17 protein-coding genes are annotated in these 24,016 nt (G+C 73.7%); 14 read left to right on the top strand and 3 right to left on the bottom strand.

The features are described from left to right. Positions 1–129 precede the first annotated feature (129 nt). The 10 genes from cobT (at position 130) to ACO1BR_RS01815 (ending at position 14,978) form a co-directional block, all read left to right on the top strand. The gene (gene cobT, locus ACO1BR_RS01770) at positions 130–1,200 is read left to right on the top strand and encodes a nicotinate-nucleotide--dimethylbenzimidazole phosphoribosyltransferase (RefSeq protein ID WP_426793219.1); all 1,071 of its coding nucleotides are present in this window, start codon (positions 130–132) and stop codon (positions 1,198–1,200) included. Between the two features lie 67 nt (positions 1,201–1,267). Continuing rightward, positions 1,268–3,019 carry a phosphatidylglycerol lysyltransferase domain-containing protein gene (locus tag ACO1BR_RS01775; RefSeq protein ID WP_426793220.1) on the top strand — a complete coding sequence of 584 codons (1,752 nt, stop codon included), beginning with the start codon at positions 1,268–1,270 and terminating at the stop codon, positions 3,017–3,019. After that, on the top strand, positions 3,016–3,744 hold the full coding sequence (locus ACO1BR_RS01780; protein WP_426793221.1) for a hypothetical protein: 729 nt from the start codon (positions 3,016–3,018) through the stop codon (positions 3,742–3,744). The genes ACO1BR_RS01775 and ACO1BR_RS01780 overlap by 4 nt, the downstream gene beginning before the upstream one ends. Positions 3,745–3,775: 31 nt before the next feature. After that, the gene (locus ACO1BR_RS01785; RefSeq protein WP_426793222.1) at positions 3,776–4,591 is read left to right on the top strand and encodes an adenosylcobinamide-GDP ribazoletransferase; all 816 of its coding nucleotides are present in this window, start codon (positions 3,776–3,778) and stop codon (positions 4,589–4,591) included. A gap of 191 nt (positions 4,592–4,782) precedes the next feature. Then, entirely contained in the window at positions 4,783–6,327 is a 1,545-nt protein-coding gene (locus ACO1BR_RS01790) for a leucyl aminopeptidase (protein ID WP_426793223.1), read from the top strand. 361 nt (positions 6,328–6,688) lie between these two features. Then, positions 6,689–8,077, top strand: a complete 1,389-nt coding sequence (gene lpdA, locus ACO1BR_RS01795; RefSeq protein WP_426793224.1) for a dihydrolipoyl dehydrogenase — start codon at positions 6,689–6,691, stop codon at positions 8,075–8,077. A 54-nt stretch (positions 8,078–8,131) separates the two neighbouring features. Beyond that, on the top strand, positions 8,132–9,895 hold the full coding sequence (sucB, locus tag ACO1BR_RS01800; protein WP_426793225.1) for a 2-oxoglutarate dehydrogenase, E2 component, dihydrolipoamide succinyltransferase: 1,764 nt from the start codon (positions 8,132–8,134) through the stop codon (positions 9,893–9,895). A 151-nt stretch (positions 9,896–10,046) separates the two neighbouring features. Then, positions 10,047–10,670 carry a GntR family transcriptional regulator gene (locus tag ACO1BR_RS01805; RefSeq protein WP_159504235.1) on the top strand — a complete coding sequence of 208 codons (624 nt, stop codon included), beginning with the start codon at positions 10,047–10,049 and terminating at the stop codon, positions 10,668–10,670. A gap of 277 nt (positions 10,671–10,947) precedes the next feature. Continuing rightward, entirely contained in the window at positions 10,948–13,623 is a 2,676-nt protein-coding gene (gene aceE / locus ACO1BR_RS01810) for a pyruvate dehydrogenase (acetyl-transferring), homodimeric type (RefSeq protein ID WP_426793226.1), read from the top strand. 185 nt (positions 13,624–13,808) lie between these two features. After that, the gene (locus tag ACO1BR_RS01815) at positions 13,809–14,978 is read left to right on the top strand and encodes a helix-turn-helix transcriptional regulator (RefSeq protein WP_426793227.1); all 1,170 of its coding nucleotides are present in this window, start codon (positions 13,809–13,811) and stop codon (positions 14,976–14,978) included. Here the strand turns inward: ACO1BR_RS01815 and ACO1BR_RS01820 are convergent. Beyond that, a complete protein-coding gene (locus tag ACO1BR_RS01820; RefSeq protein WP_426793333.1) occupies positions 14,933–15,868 on the bottom strand; it encodes an SDR family oxidoreductase in 936 nt (311 codons plus the stop codon). The genes ACO1BR_RS01815 and ACO1BR_RS01820 overlap by 46 nt on opposite strands. 317 nt (positions 15,869–16,185) lie before the next feature. Then, on the bottom strand, positions 16,186–18,081 hold the full coding sequence (locus ACO1BR_RS01825; protein WP_426793228.1) for a hypothetical protein: 1,896 nt from the start codon (positions 18,079–18,081) through the stop codon (positions 16,186–16,188). A gap of 218 nt (positions 18,082–18,299) precedes the next feature. On the opposite strand from ACO1BR_RS01825, the gene ACO1BR_RS01830 reads away from it, so the two are divergent. The 3 genes from ACO1BR_RS01830 (at position 18,300) to ACO1BR_RS01840 (ending at position 21,210) form a co-directional block, all read left to right on the top strand. After that, positions 18,300–18,818 (top strand): DUF4240 domain-containing protein, encoded by a 519-nt coding sequence (locus tag ACO1BR_RS01830; protein WP_426793229.1) that lies wholly within the window; start codon positions 18,300–18,302, stop codon positions 18,816–18,818. 49 nt (positions 18,819–18,867) lie between these two features. Beyond that, entirely contained in the window at positions 18,868–19,761 is an 894-nt protein-coding gene (locus tag ACO1BR_RS01835; protein WP_426793230.1) for a TIGR01777 family oxidoreductase, read from the top strand. Between the two features lie 174 nt (positions 19,762–19,935). Then, positions 19,936–21,210 carry an FAD-dependent oxidoreductase gene (locus ACO1BR_RS01840; protein ID WP_426793231.1) on the top strand — a complete coding sequence of 425 codons (1,275 nt, stop codon included), beginning with the start codon at positions 19,936–19,938 and terminating at the stop codon, positions 21,208–21,210. Positions 21,211–21,280: 70 nt separating this feature from the next. Here the strand turns inward: ACO1BR_RS01840 and ACO1BR_RS01845 are convergent, their stop codons facing one another. After that, a complete protein-coding gene (locus ACO1BR_RS01845; protein WP_426793232.1) occupies positions 21,281–22,738 on the bottom strand; it encodes a regulator in 1,458 nt (485 codons plus the stop codon). A gap of 312 nt (positions 22,739–23,050) precedes the next feature. On the opposite strand from ACO1BR_RS01845, the gene lipB reads away from it, so the two are divergent. After that, entirely contained in the window at positions 23,051–23,875 is an 825-nt protein-coding gene (gene lipB, locus ACO1BR_RS01850; RefSeq protein WP_426793233.1) for a lipoyl(octanoyl) transferase LipB, read from the top strand. Positions 23,876–24,016 lie beyond the last annotated feature (141 nt).

Genomic DNA, 24,016 nt, shown 5'->3' on the forward strand with positions numbered 1-24,016 from the left:
CGGCGGGATGCGGTACCCGACGACCCGACAGCCCGACGGCCTGCCGGCGCGGCCCGGCTGACGATCCGTCGGCGCAGCTTCCCGGAGGCGCGCGCCCCTCCGCGCCCCGTTGCCGGTAATCTGCGCCCAATGAGCGCCCTGAACCTCGATGACTTCGCCCAACTGATCGAGCGCCCCGACGCGGGTGTGCGCCGCGACGCCGAGGAGCGGCGGACCCGGCTGGCGGTGCCGCCGGGGGCGCTGGGCCGGCTGGACGAGCTGGGCGGGTGGCTGGCCGCGGTACAGGAGCGGGTGCCGGTGCGGCCGATCGAGCAGCCCCGGGTGCTGCTGTTCGCCGGGGACCACGGGGTGGCGCAGCTGGGCGTGTCGGCTCGGCCGGCCGGCGGGACCGCGGACCTGGTGCGGGCCGTGCTGGACGGGGCGAGCCCGGCGGCGGTGCTGGCGCGCGGCGCCGGGGTGCCGGTCCGGGTGGTGGACATGGCGGTGGACTGCGAGCCGGCGGAGCTGCCGGAGGAGGTCACGCGACACCGGGTGCGGCGGGGTTCGGGCCGGATCGACGTCGAGGACGCGCTGACGGCACAGGAGGCCGAGGCGGCGTTCCGGGCCGGTATGGCGATCGCCGACGAGGAGGCGGACGCCGGCTGCGACCTGGCCGTCCTGGGCGATCTGAGCGTCGGCGGCACGACCGCGGCCGGCACCCTGATCGCGGCGCTGTGCGGCACGGACGCCTCGGTGGTCACCGGGCGCGGCGGATGGCCGATCGACGACCTGGCCTGGATGCGCAAGTGCGCGGCGATCCGGGACGCGCTGCGCCGGGCCCGGCCGGTGCTCGGCGACCAGCTGGAGTTGCTGGCCGCGGTCGGCGGCGCGGACCTGACCGCGATCACCGGGTTCCTGCTGCAGAGCGCGGTGCGCAAGACGCCGGTGATCCTGGACGGCGTGGTGTCCGCGGCCTGTGCGCTGGTCGCGCAGCGGGTGGCGTTCCGCGCGCCGGACTGGTGGGTGGCCGGGCAGGCGAGCGGCGAACCGGCGCAGGCCAAGGCACTGGACCGGATCGCACTCAACCCTCTCCTCGATCACGGCGTCACAGCTGGAGAGGGGACCGGGGCGCTGCTCGCCCTGCCGCTGGTACGGGCCGCGGCGGCCCTGGCCGCGGAACTGCCGGAACGCGACGGAACCGCCGGGCCGGTGCGCCGCTGACCGGCGCCGGGCCGGCGGTGGCTCCCCATAAGATCGTGCTTTACACGCTTTTATCGGGAGACTTCGCTTGAGTCCGGAGGAAGACCGCCCTCGCGGCCGTTGGTCACAGCGCGGTGCCGCGTTCGGCATCTGGTATCTGCGCACCATCACTTTCGTCAATTTCCTCAGTGCGGTGTGGGTGTCGTTCGGCAATGACATCCGGCGGCACAACGTCGAGGAGTTCTTCACCCCGTATCTGCTCACCGCCGGTTTCGCCTCCGGTGCCTTTTCCCTGTTCCTGGCGGTGACACTGCGGCGGCGCAAACGGGCTTCCTGGATCCTGAATCTGGTGCTGTCCGGACTGTTCCTGCTGGTGCTCCTTTTCGCGATGGTGGCCGCACCGGAATTCCGCGCGCACGCCCAGAACTGGGTGTCGCTGGTGCTGACCCTGCTGTTCGCGGCCTCGCTGGTCGCCGGGCGGCGGGAGTTCTACGCCAGGGGCGACCGGGCGAATCCGAGGCGCGCGGCGCTGACCGCGGCCGGCGGGCTGCTGGCCGCCTCGCTGCTGGCGGCACTGCTGGTGACGGCCACCAACGGCGCCGCCGCCGGGTCGTCCACGTTCGTCGAGCGCTGGCGGTACGGGCTGATGCGGCTGGTGTCGCTGGCCGCCGACGACCGCAGGTTCCCCGGGATCTCCACCCCGAACTGGGTCGATGTCGTGATCAACGTGCTCAGCACGGCGCTGCTGGTGGCCGTCCTGTGGGCGGCGTTCCGGACCGTCCGCAGCACCGACCCGATCACCGCGGACGACGAGGAGCGGTTGCGGGCCCTGCTGGCGCGGCACGGCGACCGGGACTCGCTGGGGTACTTCGCGCTGCGCCGCGACAAGAGCGTGCTGTTCTCCCCCAGTGGCAAGGCGGCGGTGACCTACCGGGTGGTCGGCGGGGTGTCGCTGGCCTCCGCGGATCCGCTGGGCGACCCCGAGGCGTGGCCGGGCGCGATCGCGTGCTGGCTGGCCGAGGCCCGGGAGCACGGCTGGGCGCCCGCGGTGATGGGCGCGAGCGAGGAGGGCGGCACCGTCTACGCCCGGCACGGACTGGACGCGCTGGAACTCGGCGACGAAGCGATCGTGGAGACCGCGGAGTTCACCCTCGGCGGCCGGGCGATGCGGACCGTGCGGCAGGCGTACCACCGCATCGAGCGGGCCGGCTACACGGTCCGCATCCGGCGGCACGAGGACATCCCGCCAAAGGAGCTGGCGCAGTTGCTGCGGCTGGCGGACGACTGGCGGGACGGGGAGACCGAGCGCGGTTTCTCGATGGCGCTGGGGCGGCTCGGGGATCCTGGTGACGGGCGCTGCGTGATGCTCGAATGCAGCGACGCGGAAGGCCGGTTGCGGGCGCTGCTGAGTTTTGTGCCGTGGGGCGAGAAGGGCCTGTCGCTGGATCTGATGCGGCGTGACCGGGAGTCCGAGAACGGGCTGATGGAGTTCATGACGCTGGAGCTGATCCAGCGCGCGAAAGAGGTGGAGATCACTCAGATCTCACTCAACTTCGCGATGTTCCGGTCCGTCTTCGAACGTGGGTCGCGGCTCGGCGCGGGTCCGGTGCTGCGCCTGTGGCGCTCACTGCTCAGTTTCTTCTCCCGGTGGTGGCAGATCGAATCGCTGTATCGCGCCAACGCGAAATACCGGCCGATCTGGGAACCCCGGTACATGCTCTTCGAAAAGAGCACGGATTTGCTGCGGATCGGTATTGCCGCGGGCCGCGCCGAGGGCTTCCTCGAAGCGCCCGGCCTGCCGAAGTGGCTGAACCGCAAGCACCTGGAGAACGTGAGATGAGCAAGGCCGGAGCGGGCCGACGGGAGGTATCCGCTCTGCGTCGCGCCGCCGGCGCCGAGTGGGGCCCGCTCCTGAGCACCGTGTGGTCGGCGCTGACCGCGGCGAAACTGCGGGCGCTCCCCATGACGCTGGGCGCGGTGGCGCTGACGCTGGTCCTCCAGTTCGTGCAGAACCAGTCGTGGGGCTACCACGCGGTCCAGAACATCGGCTCCGTCCAGGCGTACGAGCATCTGTGGCTGGCGCTGCTGCGGACACCGCTGTCGCTGTTCGTCCCGGCCCTGGACCTCCCGGTGTGGGGCGCGCTGGCGCAGGTCCTGGCGGTCTTCGGCATCGCGGAGATCTGCATCGGCTGGCGGCAGACGCTGCTGGTCGCGTACGCCGCCACGCTCGCCGGGACGATGTACGCGCGGATCGGCCTGTGGATCGGCCCGGGCGGCCCGATCGGGCTGCCGGACTCGGACAAGTTCGTGGTGGACACCGGCCCGTCGGCGGCGGTGGTGGGCCTGGCGGTCTTCGTCTGCTGGCGCTACCGGGCCCGCTTCACGTGTGTGGCGGTGGTCGTCGCGATGCTCGTCGAGGTCGCGTTCATCAAGAACAACCTCGCGGGCAAGGAGCATGTGGCGGCGGTGCTGGTGGTGCTGGTGCTGTGTGTGGCCTGGGACTGGTGGCGCCCGCGCAAGCCGCTGGACACCCAGTACGCCAGCGGCCGGGAGCACCCCTGGTAGGCGCGCCGCGGCGCCCCGATAGCCTGCCGCGGTGACCGACGCCGCGCCCTCCACTCCCCCGTTGCCCGCACCGCCTTCGCCCGCCGACGCCCTGCGGTTCGCGTTCGGCACGCTGACCGTGCTGCCCGTGCGGGTCGGTCGCTGGGACCGGGCGGCAGCTCGCGGCGGGATGCTGTGCGCGCCGCTGGCCGGGCTGGTCGTCGGGCTGTGCGCGGCGGCGCTCGGCGGGGCGCTGCTGCTGCTCGGCGGCGGCCCGCTGCTGGCCGCGGTCGGCAGCGCGGCGGTGCCCGCGGTGCTCACCCGCGGACTGCATCTGGACGGGCTCGCGGACACCGCCGACGGGCTGGGCAGCGGCAAGCCCGCGGACGAGGCGCTGCGCATCATGAAGCGGTCCGACATCGGCCCGTTCGGGGTCGTCACGCTGCTGTTCTGCCTGTTCGCACAGGTGGCGGCGGTGTCCCGGCTGTACGCGGCGGGCTGGGCGTACGGCGCGGCCGGGGTCGCGGTGGCGGCGGTCACCGCGCGCTGCGCGCTGACCCTGGCGTCCCGTACGGGGGTGCCGGCGGCCCGCCCCGAGGGGCTGGGCGCGGCGGTCGCGCAGACCGTTCCGGTGCGGGCCGCGCTGGGGTGCGCGGCGCTGGTGACGGCCGGATGCGCAGCGGCGGGCGGGGTGTTCGGGCTGTCCGGGGCGCTGCACACCGGGCTCGCCGTCGTGCTCGGGCTGGCGGCCGGGGAGTTGCTGCTGCGGCACTGCCGGCGGCGGTTCGGCGGGGTGACCGGCGATGTCTTCGGCGCCCTCGCGGAGAGCGCGGGGCTCGCGGCACTGGTGGTACTGGCCCTGGGCTGACGGCCCGTGGGACGGCCAACCGCCCCCGAGGAAGCGCCGGTTCCGCGTCCGAAGGTGCGCCTTCCGGCCATCCGGTCCCGGCCCGGTACCGCGGCCGGCCGGGCCTGGCGGCGCCACCGAGCGTAGGCTCGGCCGCAGCAGCGCGCTATGCGCGAAACGGAATCCCCGGACGGAACAGGACCTTCATCACCGTGACTGCACTGACCCTCAGTACTTCTTCCGCCGCAACGGTGCGTGCGGATGCCGTCGTCGTCGGCGTGGCCAAAGGCGCCAAGGGCGTCGTGGTCGCCCCCGGCGCCGAAGCCGTGGACAAGGCGTTCGGCGGCAAGCTCGCCGCCGTGCTGGAGACCCTCGGCGCGACCGGTGCCGAGGGCGAGGTGACCAAACTGCCCGCCGCCGACGGCGTCAAGGCGCCGGTCGTGCTGGCGACCGGCCTCGGCGACGCGCCGGCCAAGGGCGAGGCGTACGGGAACGAGGCGCTGCGGCGCGCGGCGGGCAGCGCGGCCCGGGCGCTGGCCGGCACCAAGAAGGCCGGCTTCGCCCTGCCGGTCGAGGACGCCGAGGCCGCCGCCGCGGTGGGCGAGGGCGCCCTCCTCGGCGCGTACTCCTTCACCGCGTTCCGTAGCAACGGCCAGAACGGCAAGGCCGCCAAGGGCAGGAAGGACGACACCAAGTCGGCGCCGCTGGGCGAGGCCGCAATCCTCGGCGCCAAGCCGCGCGACAAGGAGTTCAAGGCCGCCGCCGAGCGCGCCCAGGCGCTGGCCGCCGAGATCAACCGCGCCCGCGACCTGATCAACACGCCCTCCAACGCACTGGACCCGAAGCAGTTCGCGGCCGAGGCGCAGGCCGCGGCCAAGGAGTTCGGCCTCCAGGTCGAGGTGCTGGACGAGAAGGCGCTCAAGAAGGGTGGCTACGGCGGTCTGACGGGCGTCGGCCAGGGCTCCGAGGCGCCGCCGCGGCTGGTGCGGATCGCCCACACGCACGCCGACGCGGAGAAGACGCTGGCGCTGGTCGGCAAGGGCATCACCTACGACTCGGGCGGCATCTCGCTCAAGCCGGCCGGCCACAACGAGACCATGAAGTGCGACATGAGCGGTGCCGCCGCGGTGTTCGCCGCGGTGGTGACCGCCGCCCGGCTGGACCTCCCGGTGAACGTCACCGGCTGGCTGGCGCTCGCCGAGAACATGCCGTCCGGCTCCGCCACCCGCCCCGGCGACGTGCTGACCATGTACAGCGGCAAGACCGTCGAGGTGCTCAACACCGACGCCGAGGGCCGGCTCGTCCTGGCCGACGCGCTGACCCGGGCCTCGGAGGAGTCGCCGGACGCGATCGTGGACGTGGCGACGCTGACCGGCGCGATGGTGCTGGCGCTGGGCCACCGCACCTTCGGGATCATGGCCAACGACGACGCCTTCCGCACCGCGATCCACGAGATCGCGGAGGAGGTCGGCGAGCAGTCCTGGCCGATGCCGATGCCGACCGAGCTGCGCAAGGGGATGGACTCCCCGGTCGCCGACATCGCCAACATGGGTGACCGGATGGGCGGCGGCCTGGTCGCCGGGCTCTTCCTGAAGGAGTTCGTCGGCGAGGGCATCACCTGGGCGCACCTGGACATCGCCGGCCCCGCCTTCCACGAGGGCGCGCCCTGGGGCTACACCCCCAAGGGCGGCACAGGCTCCTCGGTGCGCACCCTGGTGCGGCTGGCCGAGCGCACCGCCGCCGGCGACCTCGGCTGACGCCGGTCGACTCACGGCCGACTCACGGCCGTTTCGCCGGAAATGCCCCTGCGGCCCCGGGCCACGCGCCCGGGGCCGCAGCGCGGTCCCGTATCGTCGCTTACCACAGCGGCCCGGCCGCCCGGCCACGTTCGCCCTCAACGAAATTCGCACGTCCGCATGGCTGGGTAAACCCGTCCGGGCAGCGGATCGGCCGTCCGGAGCCCGGCCCGGCGTCCCGGCTTCGTTGAACAAGTGCGAAGATGGGTTCTCGGCAGGACAGGGCCCCCCTTACCCAGGGCCGAGTTAAAGCGGCCGAACAACAGCCGCGGTCCGGTCATCGACGACCGGCTCCGGCGCATCCATGCATGGAGGACGTGACGTGGCGAACGACGCCAGCACCGTTTTCGACCTAGTGATCCTCGGCGGCGGTAGCGGCGGTTACGCCGCCGCGCTGCGCGGGGCGCAGCTGGGTCTCGACGTCGCCCTGATCGAGAAGGGCAAGGTCGGCGGCACCTGCCTGCACAACGGCTGCATCCCCACGAAGGCTCTGCTGCACGCCGGTGAGATCGCCGACCAGGCTCGCGAGAGCGAGCAGTTCGGTGTCAAGGCCACTTTCGAGGGCATTGACATCCAGGCGGTCCACAAGTACAAGGACGAGGTCATCTCGGGCCTGTACAAGGGCCTGCAGGGCCTGATCGCCTCCCGCAAGGTGACGTACATCGAGGGCGAGGGCCGGCTGTCCTCCCCGACCTCCGTCGCGGTGAACGGTCAGCAGGTCCAGGGCCGCCACGTCCTGCTCGCGACGGGCTCCGTGCCGAAGTCGCTGCCGGGCCTGGAGATCGACGGCAACCGCATCATCTCCTCGGACCACGCGCTCACGCTCGACCGCGTCCCGCAGTCCGCGATCATCCTGGGCGGCGGCGTGATCGGCGTCGAGTTCGCCTCGGCGTGGAAGTCCTTCGGCACCGACGTCACCGTCATCGAGGGCCTCAAGCACCTCGTCCCGGTCGAGGACGAGAACAGCTCCAAGCTGCTGGAGCGGGCCTTCCGCAAGCGCGGCATCAAGTTCAACCTCGGCACCTTCTTCGACAAGGCCGAGTACACCGCCGACGGCATCCGGGTCACCCTCGCCGACGGCAAGACCTTCGAGGCCGAGGTGCTGCTGGTCGCGATCGGCCGCGGGCCGGTCTCCGCCGGTCTCGGCTACGAGGAGCAGGGCGTCGCGATGGACCGCGGCTACGTCCTGGTCGACGAGTACATGCAGACCAACGTGCCGACGATCTCGGCCGTCGGCGACCTCGTCCCCACCCTCCAGCTCGCGCACGTCGGCTTCGCCGAGGGCATGCTGGTGGCGGAGCGGCTGGCCGGTCTCAAGACCGTGCCGATCGACTACGACGGCGTCCCGCGCGTGACGTACTGCCACCCCGAGGTCGCTTCGGTGGGCATCACCGAGGCCAAGGCCAAGGAGCTGTACGGCGCCGACAAGGTCGTCGCTCTGAAGTACAACCTCGCGGGCAACGGCAAGAGCAAGATCCTCAAGACCTCGGGCGAGATCAAGCTCGTCCAGGTCAAGGACGGTGCCGTGGTCGGCGTCCACATGGTCGGTGACCGTATGGGCGAGCAGGTCGGTGAGGCCCAGCTGGTTTACAACTGGGAGGCCCTGCCGGCCGAGGTTGCGCAGCTCGTACACGCGCACCCGACGCAGAACGAGGCCCTCGGCGAGGCCCACCTGGCCCTGGCCGGCAAGCCTCTCCACTCCCACGACTGATTCCAGTCCCGGGCGCGACCACATCCGCACTTTCCGTAAGGAGCAACAGAAACCATGGCGGTTTCCGTAACCCTGCCGGCGCTCGGCGAGAGCGTCACCGAGGGCACCGTCACCCGCTGGCTGAAGGCCGAGGGTGAGCGCGTAGAGGCCGACGAGCCGCTGCTCGAAGTGTCCACCGACAAGGTCGACACCGAGATCCCGGCCCCGGCCTCCGGCGTGCTGGCCTCCATCAAGGTGGCCGAGGACGAGACCGTGGAGGTCGGCGCCGAGCTGGCCATCATCGACGACGGCACCGGTGCGCCGGTCGCCGCTCCGGCCCCGGCCGCCGCCGCGGCGCCCGCCCCGGCTGCCCAGCCCGAGCCCGCCGCGGCTCCGGCGCCGGCGCCGGCCCCCGTCGCCGCGCCCGCCGGCGCCTCCGGCACTGATGTTCTCCTCCCCGCGCTCGGCGAGAGCGTCACCGAGGGCACCGTCACCCGCTGGCTGAAGGAGGTCGGCGAGGAGGTCTCCGAGGACGAGCCGCTGCTGGAGGTCTCCACCGACAAGGTCGACACCGAGATCCCGGCGCCGGCCTCCGGCGTCCTGCTGGAGATCGTGGTCGGCGAGGACGAGACCGCCGAGGTCGGCGCCAAGCTCGCGGTGATCGGCATCAAGGGTGCGGCTCCGGCCGCTGCCCCGGCTCCGGCCGCCCCGGCCCCGGTCGCCGCTCCGGCGCCCGCCCCGGCACCGGCACCCGCGCCCGCTCCGGCGGCACCCGCCCCGGCCCCGGCCCCGGCCCCCGCGCCGGCCCCGGCCCCCGCGCCGACTCCGGCCCCCGCGCCGGCTCCGGTTGCGGCTCCGGCTCCGGTCGCGCCGGCCCCCGTCACCCCCGTCCCGGCGGCCGGTGAGGGCGAAGGCGCGTACGTCACTCCGCTGGTGCGCAAGCTGGCGCAGGAGAACGGCGTCAACCTCGCCACGGTCAAGGGCACCGGTGTCGGTGGCCGGATCCGCAAGCAGGACGTCATCGCCGCCGCCGAGGCCCTCAAGGCCGCCGTCCCGGCCCCGGCCGCGCCGGCCGCCGCCGCCAAGCCCGGCGCTCCGGTCATCGAGGCGTCGCCGCTGCGCGGTCAGACCGTCAAGATGCCGCGGATGCGCAAGGTCATCGGCGACAACATGATGAAGGCGCTGCACGGCCAGGCGCAGCTGACCTCCGTGGTCGAGGTGGACATCACCGCGATCATGCGGATGCGCAACAAGGCCAAGGACGCCTTCGCGCAGCGTGAGGGCGTCAAGCTCTCCCCGATGCCGTTCTTCGTCAAGGCCGCCGTCCAGGCGCTGAAGGCCCACCCGGTCGTCAACGCCCGGATCAACGAGGACGAGGGCACCATCACCTACTTCGACACCGAGAACGTCGGTATCGCGGTGGACGCGGAGAAGGGCCTGATGACCCCGGTCATCAAGGGTGCGGGCGACCTGAACATCGCCGGCATCGCCCGTAAGACGGCGGAGCTGGCGGGCAAGGTCCGGGCCAACAAGATCACCCCGGACGAGCTGTCCGGCGCGACCTTCACCATCAGCAACACCGGTTCGCGCGGCGCCCTGTTCGACACCGTGATCGTGCCCCCGAACCAGGTCGGCATCCTGGGCATCGGTGCCACCGTCAAGCGCCCGGTGGTCATCAACCACCCGGACCTCGGCGAGACCATCGCGGTGCGCGACATGACCTACCTCGCGCTCTCCTACGACCACCGTCTGGTGGACGGCGCCGACGCCGCCCGCTACCTGACCACGGTCAAGCAGATCCTGGAGGCCGCGGAGTTCGAGACCGAGATCGGTCTCTGACACCCGCGTAAGCCATAGCCGTGCAAAGGGGCCGGCCCCGGTTCGTTCCTGACGAGCCGGGGCCGGCCCTTGTGTGTGTCCGCATCCCGGATAATGGCCCCCACCGGCCTCTTTGCCCCATGGGGCCCTACACGCTCTGAAGGAGCAATTCATGACCCCGCCCGTCGTCCATTCGCTGCGCGAGCAGATCCGCGAGCACATCCTTGAGGGGATCGTCAGCGGCCGCTGGCAGCCGGGCGAGCGGATCGTGGAGCGGCGGATCGCGGTCGAGCTGGAGGTCAGCCAGACCCCGGTGCGCGAGGCGCTGCGGGAGCTGGAGTCGCTCCAGCTCATCGAGTCCGCGCCGAACAAGGGCGTCCGGGTGCGGAATCTGACCGCGGACGACCTCAAGGAGAGCTACCCGGTGCGGGCCGGGCTGGAGCAGGTCGCCGCGGAGCTGGCGGCCGGACGGCTGGCGGAGGACACCGCGGCGCTGGAGCGCGAGGTGGCGGCGCTGCGCGAGGCGGACGCGACGGGCGACGGCGAGGCGCAGGTCCGGCACACGGTGGCCTTCCACCGGGAGATCGTGCGGGCGGCCGGGAACGCGGTGCTGCTGCACACCTGGGAGTCACTGGGCGTCGAGGTCTGGACGACGCTCTCCATCCGCTGGTTCAGCCCGGAGCCGCGCTCGCACGCCCAGGACCACCAGGAGATCGTGGACGCCTTCCGGCGGCGCGACCCGAAGATCGGGACGTTGCTGAAGGCGCATGTGCTGAGCTGCGCGCCGCGCGTGTGAGACCCCGGCCGGCCGCGCTCGCGGCGGGTCACGGCGGTGGCGGCCCCGCCGGTTCCATGGCGTACCGGCGGGGCTCCGGGGTGTAACGGAGGGGGGCTCCGGAGCTGGCACGCGGTGCCCCGCAATGCGGCACCCCGTGCCGACCTGCGGTTATTCGCCCGGAGAGCGTTGATCGATCATCGATCAGAGGCGTATCGTCGACTGCTGGGGCGCGACACCCCTGCCTGCCGAATGCCTGCCGAACTCGCATTCCCACCCGTCCGGAAAGGGGCCACCCATGCCCGATCCCGTGCGCCTGCCGTACAGCCAGCTCGACCAGCTCCCGGACCTCGATCCCGAGGAGACGGCCGAATGGCGCGAGTCGCTGGACGCCGTCGCCGAGGCAGCGGGCCCGCATCGCGCCGCGTACCTGATGCGCCGCGCCCTGGAGCACACCGCGCGCACCGAGGGCACCGACCTGCCGTCGCTGCTGGAGACGGACTACGTCAACACCATCCCGACCTCCGCCGAGCCCGCGTTCCCGGGTGACGAGGCGCTGGAGGCCCGGATCACCGCCTGGAACCGCTGGAACGCCGCCGCCATGGTCACCCGCGGCTCCAAGCTCGGCCTCGGCGGCCACATCGCCACCTTCGCCTCGGCGGCCTGGCTCTACGAGACCGGCTTCCAGCACTTCTTCCGCGGCAAGGACGGCGACGGCAGCGGCGACCAGCTCTACATCCAGGGCCACGCCTCCCCCGGCATCTACGCCCGCGCCTTCCTCGAAGGCCGGCTCACCGAGGACCAGCTCGACCACTTCCGCCAGGAGGCCGGCGGCGAGGGCCTGCCCTCGTACCCGCACCCGCGCCGCCTCCCCTGGCTGTGGGAGTTCCCCACCGTCTCCATGGGCCTGGGCCCGCTCTCCGCGATCTACCAGGCGCGCTTCAACCGCTACCTGGAGCACCGCGGCATCAAGGACACCGCCAACTCCCACGTCTGGGCGTTCCTGGGCGACGGCGAGATGGACGAGCCGGAGTCGACCGCCGCACTGGCGCTGGCCGGCCGCGAGGGCCTGGACAACCTGACCTTCGTCATCAACTGCAACCTGCAGCGCCTGGACGGCCCGGTCCGCCCCAACTTCAAGATCGTGCAGGAGCTGGAAGCCCAGTTCCGCGCCGCCGGCTGGAACGTCGTCAAGGCCCTCTGGGGCCGGGCGTGGGACGAGGTCTTCGCGCTCGACACCGACGGCGCGCTGCTCCAGCGCCTCCGCGAGACCCCCGACGCGCAGTTCCAGACGTACGCCACCCGCGACGCCGCCTACCTGCGCGAGCACTTCTTCGGCGCGAGCGCGTCGCTGCGGGCCCTCGCCGAGAAGCTCTCCGACGCCAAGCTGCTGGAGCTGTTCCAGACCTCCCGCGCCGGGCACGAGCCGCGCAAGGTGTACGCCGCCTACAAGGCCGCCGTCGAGCACAAGGGCGCGCCGACCGTCATCCTGGCGCAGACCGTCAAGGGCTACACCCTCGGCACGGGCTTCGAGTCCCGCAACGCCAACCACCAGATGAAGAAGCTGACCCTGGCGGAGTTCCGCGCGATGCGCGATCTGCTCGAACTCCCCATCCCGGACAGTGCGCTGGAGGGCGACGTGGTGCCGTACTGGCGCCCGGCCGAGGATTCGCCCGAGATGCGGTACCTGCGCTCGCGGCGCACCGCCCTCGACGGCCCGGCCCCGGCCCGCAAGGTCGTGGCCAAGCCGCTGCCGATGCCCGCCGACAAGACCTTCGACGCGCTGAAGAAGGGCTCCGGCAGCCAGGAGATCGCCACCACCATGGCGTTCGTCCGGCTGGTCAAGGACCTGATGCGGGACAAGGAGACCGGCCGGCGCTGGGTTCCGATCGTCCCGGACGAGGCCCGTACCTTCGGTATGGAGTCCCTCTTCCCGACGGCCGGCCTCTACTCCCCCAAGGGCTCCACGTACGACCCGGTCGACCGCGACCAGCTCCTCTGGTACAAGGAAGCCAAGGACGGCCAGATCCTCAACGAGGGCATCACCGAGGCCGGTTCGCTCGCCGACTTCACCGCCGCCGCGACGTCGTACGCGACGCACGGCGAGCCGATGATCCCCTTCTACATCTTCTACTCGATGTTCGGCTGGCAGCGCACCGCCGACCAGTTCTGGGCGCTGGCCGACCAGTTGGGCCGCGGCTTCGTCATCGGCGCCACCGCCGGCCGCACCACGATGACCGGTGAGGGCCTCCAGCACGCCGACGGCCACTCCCACCTGATCGCCTCGACCAACCCGGCGGCGGTCTCGTACGACCCGGCGTTCGCGTACGAGGTGGCGGTGATCGTCAAGGAGGGGCTGCGCCGGATGTACGGCCCCGACGCCGAGGACGTCTTCTACTACCTGACGGTCTACAACGAGACCAAGGTGCAGCCGGCCATGCCGGAGGGTGTCGAAGGGGGCATCCTCAAGGGCCTGTACCGCTACCGGCAAGCCGTCTCCATAGAGGGCGCCGACGTCCCGCGGCTCCAGCTGCTGGCGTCGGGCACCGCCATCCACTGGGCCCTGGAGGCGCAGCAGCTGCTGGCCGCCGACTGGGGCGTGGCCGCGGACGTCTGGTCGGCCCCGTCCTGGACGGAGCTGCGCCGCGACGCCCTGGAGTGCGACGCGGCCCGCCTGGAGGGCGAGGACCGCGTCCCGTACGTCACCCGTGCGCTGGCCGGTGCCCCCGGCCCGGTCGTCGCGGTCAGCGACTGGATGCGGGCGGTCCCGGACCAGATCGCCCAGTGGGTCGAGCAGGACTGGACCTCCGTCGGGACGGACGGCTTCGGCCTCTCCGACACCCGGGAGGCGGCCCGCCGGCACTTCGGCGTGGACCCGCAGTCGCTGGTGGTCCAGGCGCTCGCGGCGCTGGCCCGGCGCGGCGACGTCAAGCCGGAGACGGTCAAGGAGGCCCGGGAGCGCTACGGGCTGTGACACCGCGCGCGGTCCCGCCCTGGTGACCGCGCCCACCGGACGCGGGCGGCCCCGGCCGACACCGGGCGCCGCCCGCCCGCCAACTCCCGTGCGAAGAACACCTCCCGCGCCCGGGGTCTTCGCACGGGGCTCGCTCACCTCCTCGCCCGCGGGGCGTTGTCAGTGGTGCCCGGCATGATGGATTCATGCGTGCCGCACGGCTGATCAGGATGGTGTTGCTGCTCCAGTCCCGGCCGTCGATGACGGCCGGTGAGCTGGCGCGGGAGCTGGAGGTCTCGGAGCGCACGGTCACCCGGGACGTCCTGTCGCTCTCGGAGGCCGGCGTACCCGTGTACGCGGACCGCGGCCGGGCCGGCGGCTACCGCCTGATAGGCGGGTACCGCACCCGGCTCACCGGCCTCGGCCGCAGCGAGGCGGAGGCGCTCTTCCTGTCCGGAGTGCCCTCCGCCCTGCGGGAGATGGGCCTGGGGGACGCCGCGTCCGCCGCCCGGCTGAAGGTGTCCGCCGCGCTGCTGCCCGAGCTGCGGGACGCCGCCTCGGGCGCCGCCCAGCGGTTCCATCTGGACGCGCCGGCCTGGTATCAGGAGCCGGAGACGCCCCCGCGGCTGCCCGCGATCGCCGACGCGGTGTGGGACGACCGCCGGCTGACGGTCCGATATCTCCGCAAGGACCGTGAAGTAGCACGGGAGTTGGAGCCGTACGGGCTCGTGCTGAAGGCGGGCGTCTGGTATCTGGCGGCCCGCGCGTGCGACGGCCGGCCCGCGGCGGCGAGCGGGCCTGGGGCGCCGCGGGACGCGCCCCCGCCGGGCGACGGCCGGCGGTCGGCGGGCTTCCGGGTCTATCGGGTCGACCGGTTCACCGCCGTCGAGGCGGGCGGGGCGGCCGACCGGGCCGAGCCTTCCGCAGGATCCGAGGAGACCGGCGGCACCGCGGGGGCCGCCCCGCGGCCGGGGCGCACCGGCGGACGCTTCCGGCGCGACGAGGGGTTCGATCTGCCCGCGTTCTGGGCCGAGCGCGCCCAGGAGTTCGCCCGGTCGCTGCTGCGCGAGGAGGTGGTCCTCCGGCTCTCCCCGCAGGGCGTGCGCCAACTCCCGTACGTCACCGAGCGGATCGCGGCCCGGGAGGCGATAGCGGCGGCGCTGGCGGCCGGCGGTCCCGACGGGCGGGGGCGGCTGACGGTCAGCCTCGCCGTGGAGTCCGCGGAGGTCGCCTACTCCCAGCTGCTGGCGCTCGGCCCGGAGGGCGAGGTGCTCGCGCCCTCCGGGCTGCGGGAGCGGTTCGCCGCGGCCGCCCGGCGGACGGCGGCGCTCTACGCCCCGCCGGGAGAGGAGGGTGCCGCGGCCGGCGTGCGGTAGTCCTCCGGTCCCGCGTCCCTGCCGCCCAGCACGACGTCCTCGAAGTAGCCGAAGCAGTCGGGCCGGGTGCCGTCCGCGTCGGTGAAGCCGTACTCCTTCGCCAGCTGGCCGCTGGAGAGCGAACGGCCGCTCCAGCGCGCCTTGTCCGGGTCGCCGGCCAGCGCCCGCACCGCGCGGCCGATCAGGGCCGGGGATTCGGCGATGGCGAAGTGCGGCTCCTTGGCGATCGCGTCGCGCCAGGTCTCCTCCGTGACACCGAAGCGGTCCAGCATCTCCTCGGAGCGCAGGAAGCCGGGGGTGAGCGAGACGGCGGTGCCGCCGTACTCCTTCAGCTCGGCGGCGAGTCCGAAGGCGATGCGGTGCGGGACGTTCTTGGTGATGTCGTAGCAGAGGCTGCCGCGGTAGGTGCGGTTGAAGGAGGCGGTGCCGTCGGTGACCTCGACGACCAGTCCGCCCGGGCGCCGGATCAGCAGCGGCAGCGCGTAGTGGCCGGCGATGACGTGCGAGTCGACGCCGAGCCGGAACATCCGCAGCCCGCCCGCGAGATCGAGGTCCCAAACCTTGGTGTCGAACTCGATCAGGTGGTCGCCGCCCCAGAGGCTGTTGACCAGGACGTCCAGCCGGCCCTGCTCGCGGTCGATGCGCTCGACCAGCGCCTCGACCTGCTCCGGCTCCAGATGGTCGGTCGGTACGGCGACGCCGGTGCCGCCCGCCCGTCGCCCACCACCGCCCTTGCCGGAGGCCCTACGGGCCGCCTCTCCTGCCGCGGTCACCAGCTCCGCGGTCTGCTCGATCGTCTCGCTGGCCCGGCCGACCTCGCTGACCCGCTGCCGGGTCGTCCGCCCGGTCACGTACACCACCGCGCCGGCGCGGCCCAGCTCCACGGCCATCGCCCGGCCCGCGCCCCGGGTGGCCCCGGCGACCAGCGCCACCCGCCCCGTCAGATCGGCGGCCGGCAGCAGCCCGCCGGGGTCCGCCGCATCCCTGCGGCCCGCCGCGTCCGTCCGCCCCGCCGCTCCCGTACGCTCCGCCGGTTCCGCCCGGGTCGCCGGTTCGTTGTGCGCCACGTTCGCCACTCCTCGCTGTCAGGTGTCCCGCATCCGTACGCCGCGACCCTGACAGCGAATCCCGACACCTTCTGTCGGGATTCAGCAGACATCTCGGCGGCAACGGCGACGGCGCAGGCGACGCGCCGGCCCGCCGCCGCTCACGGCCGGAGGGCGCGCACGCTCCCGCCGTCCCGCAGCCGGCCGGCGACCTGCGCCCGGGCGTCCTGGGCGGCCGGTACGGCGAGCGTCGGCGCCTCGGCTCTGGCCCGGACGCCGCCCGTGACGTCGATGCCGCCGACCTGGCTGCTGCCCGCCGCGAGCAGGTACCACTTCCCGGATTTCGCCTGCCAGTGGACATCGCTCAGGACGTGCCGGCCGAAGCGGCTGCACACCGCCGTGTCGACCGCCCGGCCGGTGATCCGCCCCGGGTCCCCCTGCCCGCCGGCGGGCGGCTGGAACTGGACCATGGCCCGGCCGGGTCCGCGCCAGGTGTCGGCGCGGTTGCAGACCCAGGTCGCGGTGCCGGCGTTCTCCGGGAGGGCCTGCTGTGCGTACGCCCAGCTGTTGACGGACCGTACGCCGGTGCCGCGCAGCGACCGCAGGGTGCAGGCGGTGCGGGCCCAGCTGCGCAGCGCGGCGGGACCGGTGGCCTCGCCCGAGCCGGCCCCGCCCGCGGACGGCGGCGGCAGGTACGTCAGATGCACCGGCGCGAGTTCGCCGAGGTCGGTCACCAGGAAGGAGCGGTTGTCGTCGATCCGCGGCGACGAGTGGAACTCGGCCACCGGCCAGTGCCCGCAGGTCCCGCCCGCCTCGGGCGGTGTCGCGATGCGGTCGGTGACCCCGTCCGGGGCCAGGTGCAGCCCGTGCGGCGGGGCGTCCGGGGCGAGCAGGTCCCGCGTCGCGACCTCGGAGACCCACGGAGCGATCAGATAGCGCATCCACCCGGCGCCGCGGCCGATCACCAGCCCGGCGCCGGAGGTGAGGTCCGCGTCGTCGACCCGGGCGAAGTGCAGGGTGGGCGAGGCGCCTTCGGGTTCGGCGTAGCGCACCAGCCGCTCGCCGTCGTGGAAGACGACCACCATGACGTTGTCGATCAGCCCCGCGTAGAGCAGCCGCGGCGGTTCGGCGGGCGGCCGGGTGGAGGTGCCGGGGGTCGTGGTGATCCGGGCGTCGGCGGGCGGCGCGGCCCACACCCGCAGCGCCCGCGCCAGCAGTTCCCTGTTGCCCGCCTCACGGCCCCGCGGCGGCCAGGCCGTGAAGTCCACCCGCGAGGTCCTCGCCCACTGCTCGTTGGGGGCGCGCAGCAGCCGGCCGGGGTCCAGGGCCTGCCGGGCGGGGGTCGCGGCCCGGTCTCCCCCGGCACCGCCGGGCAGTGCCAGCGCGACCGCGCCCACCGCCAGGGCGGCCACCATCACGGCCGCCGCGCGCACCCGCTGACGGCGGCGCAGCAGATCTGTCGGCCGGGCCTGCACCGTGCAGGGGTCGAACTCCCCGGAGTTCAGCAGCGCCGCGGCCCGCGCCCCGGTCTGCCGGTCCAGTTGCCCGGCCGCCCGCAGCGCCGCGTCCGGGTCCGGGACCCCGGCCCGCTCCAGTACGGCGCGCGCCGCCTCCGCGTCCAGCCCCTCCAGGTGCCACAGTCCCAGGGCGGCCCGTACCGGCGCCGGGACGGCCGACAGCGCCTGGTCCAGGGCGAGTTCGTCGGCGCCGCCGGCGCGCGGGAAGAGCCGCAGCCCCCAGACGAACGGCACCGGCGGCAGCAGCACGGCGAGCCCCTGGCGGTTCTCGTACGCCAGTGCCAGCTCCAGGGTTCGCCGGCGCACCAGGTCGTAGCCGGACCCGGCTTCGGCGCCGCGCTGGGCGGGCAGCGCACCGGCCGGGCGGCGCAGTCCGGGCCGCGGCAGCGCCCGCTGCACCAGGCCGTGCGCGGTCAGCACCTTGCGGTGGCGGCCCATTGACGGTGGCAGTACGAGATAGGCGAGGCGGACGAGCCGTGGGTAGTGCTCGACGATGGCCGCCTCGGCGCGTTCGACGTCGGCCCGGGTTCGTTCGTCCATGGGCATGGCTGGAAAGCGCCCTTCGCGAAATTGGGGAGTGCTGTGGGGGATCTGGAGGATCTGCCGTCGTTGCAAGCCGCACAACGAGGGAAGCTTGGCACGGTCACCCGGCGGATCCCCGCTCCCGACACCACGGTTCACCGGACCGTGCAGCACCCCGCAGCATCCGGGGGACTCCGCGTGCGAGCCGGGTCGGCAGGGCGGATCATGGAGCGGTGATGGACGAGATGGAGTTCTGGGAACTGGTCGACGGTTCCCGCGCGACCGCCGGGGGCGACCCCGAGGAGCAGGCCGACGCCCTGGTCGAGCGACTGCTCGGACTCGACCCGGACGACGTCGTGGACTTCGCCCGCCACTTCGAGTCCCGCTACAACCGGGCGTACGCCTGGGACCTGTGGGCCGCCGCCGCGCTGCTGCTGGACGGCGCCAGCGACGACGTCTTCGACTACTTCCGCTGCTGGCTGATCGGCCAGGGGCGGGAGGTCTTCGAGGGCGCGCTGCACGACCCGGACCACCTCGCCCACCTGCTGGACGACTTCGACGAGGAGGTGGACGGCGACGCCGAGGAGCTGGGCTACGCGGCCGACGAGGCATACGAGCAGCTGACCGGCACCGTGATGCCCGAGCTGGGCCTGCCCCCGGCGCCGCCCGAACCCCTGGGCACGTACGTGGACTTCGAGGACGACGCGGCGCTGGCCGAGCGCTTCCCCCGCCTCTGGGAACGCTTCCGGGGCTAGTGGGCCGGGTCGCTGCGCGCCGGTCGCCGACTGCGGGCAGTATGGCCCCATGCGCATCGCGATCACCGGCTCGACCGGTCTCATCGGCACGGCCCTCGTACGGTCCCTGCGCACGGACGGCCACGACGTCGTCCGGCTCGTCCGCCGGGCGCCGCGGGCGGCCGGCGAGGTGCGCTGGGACCCCGAGGGGCAGCAGGTCGACACCGCCGGGCTGGCCGGCTGCGAGGCGGTGGTCCACCTCGCCGGCGCGGGCGTCGCCGACCACCGCTGGACCGCCGCGTACAAGCAGCGGATCCGCGACAGCCGGGTGCACGGCACCCGGACCCTGGCCACCGCGCTGGCCTCGATGGACACCCCGCCGCGGGTCTTCGTCTCCGGCAGCGCGATCGGCTACTACGGCGACACCGGCGACCGGCGCACGGACGAGAGCGGGCCGGCCGGCCACGGCTTCCTGCCGGAGGTCTGCGTGGACTGGGAGGACGCCGCCCGGCCCGCCGCGGACGCCGGCATCCGGACGGTCTTCGCCCGTACCGGACTCGTCGTGGCGGGCTCGGGCGGAGCCTGGGGGCGGCTGTTCCCGATCTTCCGCCTGGGGCTGGGCGGCCGGCTCGGCGACGGCAGCCAGTACTGGAGCTTCATCTCCCTCCAGGACCACATCGCGGCACTGCGCCACCTCGTCACCACCGAGGAGCTCTCCGGCCCGGTCAACCTCACCGCGCCGGAGCCGGTCACCAACCGCGAGGTGACGGCGGTGATGGGCCGTGTCCTGCACCGCCCCACGCTCTTCACCGTCCCGGCGCCGGCGCTGCGGCTCGTGCTGGGCGAGTTCGCCGAGGACGTGCTGGGCAGTCAGCGGATCGTCCCGCGGCGGCTGCTGGACTCCGGCTTCGGCTTCGCGCACCCGCGGATCATCGACGCCGTGCGGGCCGCACAGCAGTCGTAGGAGCGGCCGTACGGACCTCGTGGCGCAGGGCGCGCCGGTGCGCCCCCGGGGCGCCCCTGTCGGCCGCGCCGTCGCCTTTTTACGGTCCTCGGACAGACCGCTCGGCATCCCCGACGGCAGCACCGGGCATGACAACGGGTGCGCCGCCGCTGGGACCGACATCGGGAGGGGCATGTGCTGCGCACCGCATCGGCCGTGGACGTCGTCATCGTGGGAGCCGGCCCGGCCGGTCTCGCCGCCGCCCGTCATCTGACCGGGGCCGGAGTCTCGGTCACCGTCCTGGAGGCCGGGCCACGGATCGGCGGCCGGTCCACCACCGACGAGTTCGACGGCTTCCGGCTGGACCGCTGCGGCCGTCCGCTGGCCGTCTCCCCGGTGGCGCTGCGCCGTACGCCGGGGCTGGGCGAGCTGGCGCTGCGCCCGTTCGCGTCCGGGCTGGCCCTCCACAACGGCCAGCGGTCGCAGCGGATCAGCCCGCTGCGGTGCACAAGGGGCGCACTGTCCGCAGCGCGCGCCCTCTCGCGCGCCGACCGCCGTACAGACCGGGCCGCCGCCGCTGCCCCGTCCGCCGACCGCTCCGTCTGCGACGCGCTGGCCGGCCGCCCGTCCTTCCCGCCGCGCACCCACGACACGTTCCTGCGACCGCTGCTGCGGGCGCTGCTCTGCGATCCGCGGCTGCGGGTCTCCAGCCGGGGCGCCGCCCAAGTGCTGCGCGCCTTCGCGGAGGGGCGGCTCGCCCTGCCGGCCGGCGGCGCCTCGGCCGTCCCGGAGCTACTGGCGGCCGGTCTGCCGCCCGGTACGGTCCGGACGTCCGTCCAGGTCACCTCCGTCGCCACCAACGGCGTCAGCACCCGCGAGCACGGGCGGATACCCTGCCGGGCGGTGCTGGTGGCGACCGGCGCGCGCGACGCCGCCGAACTGCTGCCGGGACTGCGGCTGCCCGCCTTCCACCCGGTGACCGTGCTGCACCACACCGCGGGCGTCCCCGTCGGGACCCGCGGCGCGCCCGGCCGCGACACCGCGCTGATCCTGCCGACGGACGGCGCCATCGGCTTCAGCTACCTCGCCGGCGCGATCGACCCGTCCCGTACACCGCCGGGCCGGACGCTGATCACCACCGCCGTGCTGGGCCCCGCCGCGTCACTGCCGGTCTCCGTCCTCGACAAGACCGTACGGCCGCAGCTCGACCGGATCCACGGCGCCCGGACCGACGACTGGCAGCTGCTGACGGCCCATCACAACCCGTACGCGGTACCGGCGATGCCCGCACCGCACGACCCGCAGCGCACCGTGCGGGTACTGGCCGGACTCTACGTCTGCGGCGACCACCGCGACACCAGCACCCTCCAGGGCGCCCTCCGCTCCGGCCGCCGCGCCGCCCGCGCACTGCTCCAGGACTTCGGCCTCCCCGCCCACCCGGCACCAGACCCCGTCCGGGCGGCGGCATAGGGCCCCGAGCGAGCCCCGGTCCGCCGCCCCGGCCGTCCGCGACGGCATGGGTCGGCGTGGGTCGGCGTGGTCAGCCCAGCGCCGCCACCCGGTCCCGGTACCCGCGCACCGCCGCCGCGTCCCGGTACGGCTCCAGGCGGCGCTCGAAGTCCCGGACGTACTCATGGGCCCGCACGGAGCGCATCTCGGACGCCTGGAGGGCCGCCTCGGCGCCCAGGGTGCACGCCTGCTCCAGCTCGCCCAGGCCCAGCCGCGCGGTGGCCAGCACCACCCGGCAGAAGAGCCGGCTGCGGGCGAAGCCGGCGGCGCGCAGTTGGAGGGAGCGCTCGGCGTGCTGGGAGGCCGCGCGGTACTGCTGGAGATCGCGGTGGCAGTGCGCCAGCTCGTCGGCGAGCTGGGACTCGTCGAAGAACCGCGCCCAGTACGGGGTCTCGTCGCCGGGGCGGGCGCTCTCCAGGGCGCGTTCGGCGCGGGCCAGCGCGGCGGTGCAGGCCCGGACCTCGTTCAGGATGCCGTGGCCGCGCGCCTCGGCGGCGTGCAACAGGGCCTGGACGGTGGGCGGGGCACCGCTGCCGATGCCCTGCTGGGCGACCCGCGCCAGCTGGACGGCCTCCCTGCCATGGCCCAGATAAACGGCCTGCCGGCTCATCGTCACCAGGACGTAGGAGCCGTACGCCCGGTCGCCGGCGGCCTGGGACAGCCGCAGGGCCTGGACGAAGTACCGCTGCGCCAGCCCGTGCGCGGCGATGTCGTACGAGGTCCAGCCGGCCAGCCGGGTCAGGTCGGCGGCGGCGGCGAACAGCCGCCGGCCGGTGGCCTCCCCGTACGTGCCGCGGAGCATCGGCTCGGCCTCGTGCTCCAGATACCGCACCAGGGCCTGCCGGGCGTGGCCGCCGCCGTAGGCGTGGTCGAGGGCGCGGAACAGCTCGCCGACCGAGCGCAGCGCCGCGATGTCCCCGGAGGAGACCCGGCCGCCCTGGGTGCGGTCGACGCGGTCGGCCCCCCGCTGCCGGGGCACCGAGATCCGGCCCCCCTGGAGGGGCACCCGGTCCACGCCGTCGGCGGCCGGCTCCCCGTGCGCGACGCGCTCGTCGGGGCGGCCGATCAGCCAGTCCCGGCTGGGCACCACCAGCCCGGCCGGGGTGAAGGCGATCTTGCGGAGTTCGGCATGGCTCCCGGAGTCCTTGCGCCACAGCCCGCTGACGATGTCCACCGCCTCGCTGGGGGTCGAGGCGAATTCGAGCCCGGCGTACACCGGCGCGCAGGCGTCCAGGCCGAGGTCCTGTGCGGACAGCCGGCGCCCCAGCCGACGGGTGAACACCTCCGCGATCAGTGCCGGGGTGGTGCCTCTCGGCTGCTGGCCGCGCAGCCAGCGGGTCACCGAGGTCTTGTCGTAGCGCAGGTCGAGGCCGTGCTCGATACCGAGCTGATCAACCCGTCTGGCCAGCCCTGCGTTGGAGAAGCCCGCCTCGGCGATGAGCGCGGCGAGCTGGCGGTTGGGCGTGTGGTGCGGGGGTCGTTCCGTCATCAGCTTTACCGGTCTCCTGCCTTCCGGGCCGGGCCGCCGGGCTCGACTGACCTTGTCCGGCATGCTCTTCGCCCTTGTGGAACGGCGTGAATGTAACGGCCTTCGGCGCCGTTCTCGCGGCCTGCGCCCCGCGTTCATCCGATCGTGTGAGCAGGGCACGGGCGCGTCAGCGGACGGGCGGCGCACCGGCCGCCTGCGGGGGGCGCGCACGGCGGCCGTACAGTTGCAGAGGCGCAGGAGGCACCGGAAGTGCATCAGAAGTGGCATCAAACGTCGCAGTGAAGTGCGACAGAGGTTCGAAGAGGAGCTGCCGTGACTGCGATCTCTCGGGGGGAGACCCCCGCACCCGAGGGGCTGCGTTTTGTGCATCTGGGCTTCGGGGCGGACGCCGTCGAGTATGAGTCGGCGTGGCAGGAGCAGCGGCGGGTCCACGCCGCCCGGTTCGCCGACGAGGTCCCCGACATCTGTCTCCTCCTGGAACACCAGGCCGTCTACACGGCGGGCCGGCGTACCTCCGCCGACGAGCGCCCGCTGGACGGCACCCCGGTCGTCGACGTGGACCGCGGCGGGAAGATCACCTGGCACGGCCCCGGCCAGCTGGTGGGCTACCCCATCCAGAAGCTGCCGCGCCCGGTCGACGTGGTCGCGCACGTCCGCCGCCTGGAGGAGGCGCTGATCCGGGTCTGCGCCGAGTTCGGCGTCGACGCCACCCGGGTCGAGGGCCGCAGCGGCGTATGGGTCCTGGGCGACGCCATCGGCGCGGCCGAGGAGCGGGCCGCGCTGGGCGGCCTCCAGCTGGACTTCGACCCGCGGACCGGCGACGAGCTCTTCGACCCGCGGCTGAACGGCCCCGAGTACGCGCCGTCCAACGCCGGCCAGCGCCGCGAGGACCGCAAGCTCGCCGCGATCGGCATCCGCGTCGCCAAGGGCGTCACCATGCACGGCTTCGCGCTGAACGTGAACCCGGACAACACCTCGTTCGACAAGATCGTGCCGTGCGGCATCCGGGACGCCGGGGTCGCCTCGCTCGCCGGCGAGCTGGGCCGTGAGATCACCATCGCCGAGGTCCTGCCGGTCGTCGAGAAACACCTGCGGGACGTCCTGGAGAACGCCGAGCTCCTCCCCCGCGCCGTCTGAACCCACCCCCACCCCGCAGCCACCGCCGCGGGAATGCCGCCCTCCCCTCCGAGGTTGGCACTGCACCACCCGCACGTGGAAATGCGTGCGATTTGACGGGCGTACCCTGGTGTACGCCGAAGAATCGAAGTTGTTAGGGAG

It is taken from the genome of Streptomyces sp. YGL11-2, from assembly GCF_050054615.1.
Lineage (GTDB): Bacteria > Actinomycetota > Actinomycetes > Streptomycetales > Streptomycetaceae > Streptomyces.

Bases quoted from the DNA above. Each gene is read 5' to 3' on its own strand.
- ACO1BR_RS01805 (WP_159504235.1), top strand. From the start codon at position 10,047: ATGACCCCGCCCGTCGTCCATTCGCTGCGCGAGCAGATCCGCGAGCAC.
- ACO1BR_RS01780 (WP_426793221.1), top strand. From the start codon at position 3,016: ATGAGCAAGGCCGGAGCGGGCCGACGGGAGGTATCCGCTCTGCGTCGC.
- ACO1BR_RS01830 (WP_426793229.1), top strand. From the start codon at position 18,300: ATGGACGAGATGGAGTTCTGGGAACTGGTCGACGGTTCCCGCGCGACC.
- ACO1BR_RS01815 (WP_426793227.1), top strand. From the start codon at position 13,809: ATGCGTGCCGCACGGCTGATCAGGATGGTGTTGCTGCTCCAGTCCCGG.
- aceE (WP_426793226.1), top strand. From the start codon at position 10,948: ATGCCCGATCCCGTGCGCCTGCCGTACAGCCAGCTCGACCAGCTCCCG.
- ACO1BR_RS01825 (WP_426793228.1), bottom strand. From the start codon at position 18,081: ATGGACGAACGAACCCGGGCCGACGTCGAACGCGCCGAGGCGGCCATC.
- ACO1BR_RS01835 (WP_426793230.1), top strand. From the start codon at position 18,868: ATGCGCATCGCGATCACCGGCTCGACCGGTCTCATCGGCACGGCCCTC.
- cobT (WP_426793219.1), top strand. From the start codon at position 130: ATGAGCGCCCTGAACCTCGATGACTTCGCCCAACTGATCGAGCGCCCC.
- sucB (WP_426793225.1), top strand. From the start codon at position 8,132: ATGGCGGTTTCCGTAACCCTGCCGGCGCTCGGCGAGAGCGTCACCGAG.
- ACO1BR_RS01820 (WP_426793333.1), bottom strand. From the start codon at position 15,868: ATGGCCGTGGAGCTGGGCCGCGCCGGCGCGGTGGTGTACGTGACCGGG.
- ACO1BR_RS01845 (WP_426793232.1), bottom strand. From the start codon at position 22,738: ATGACGGAACGACCCCCGCACCACACGCCCAACCGCCAGCTCGCCGCG.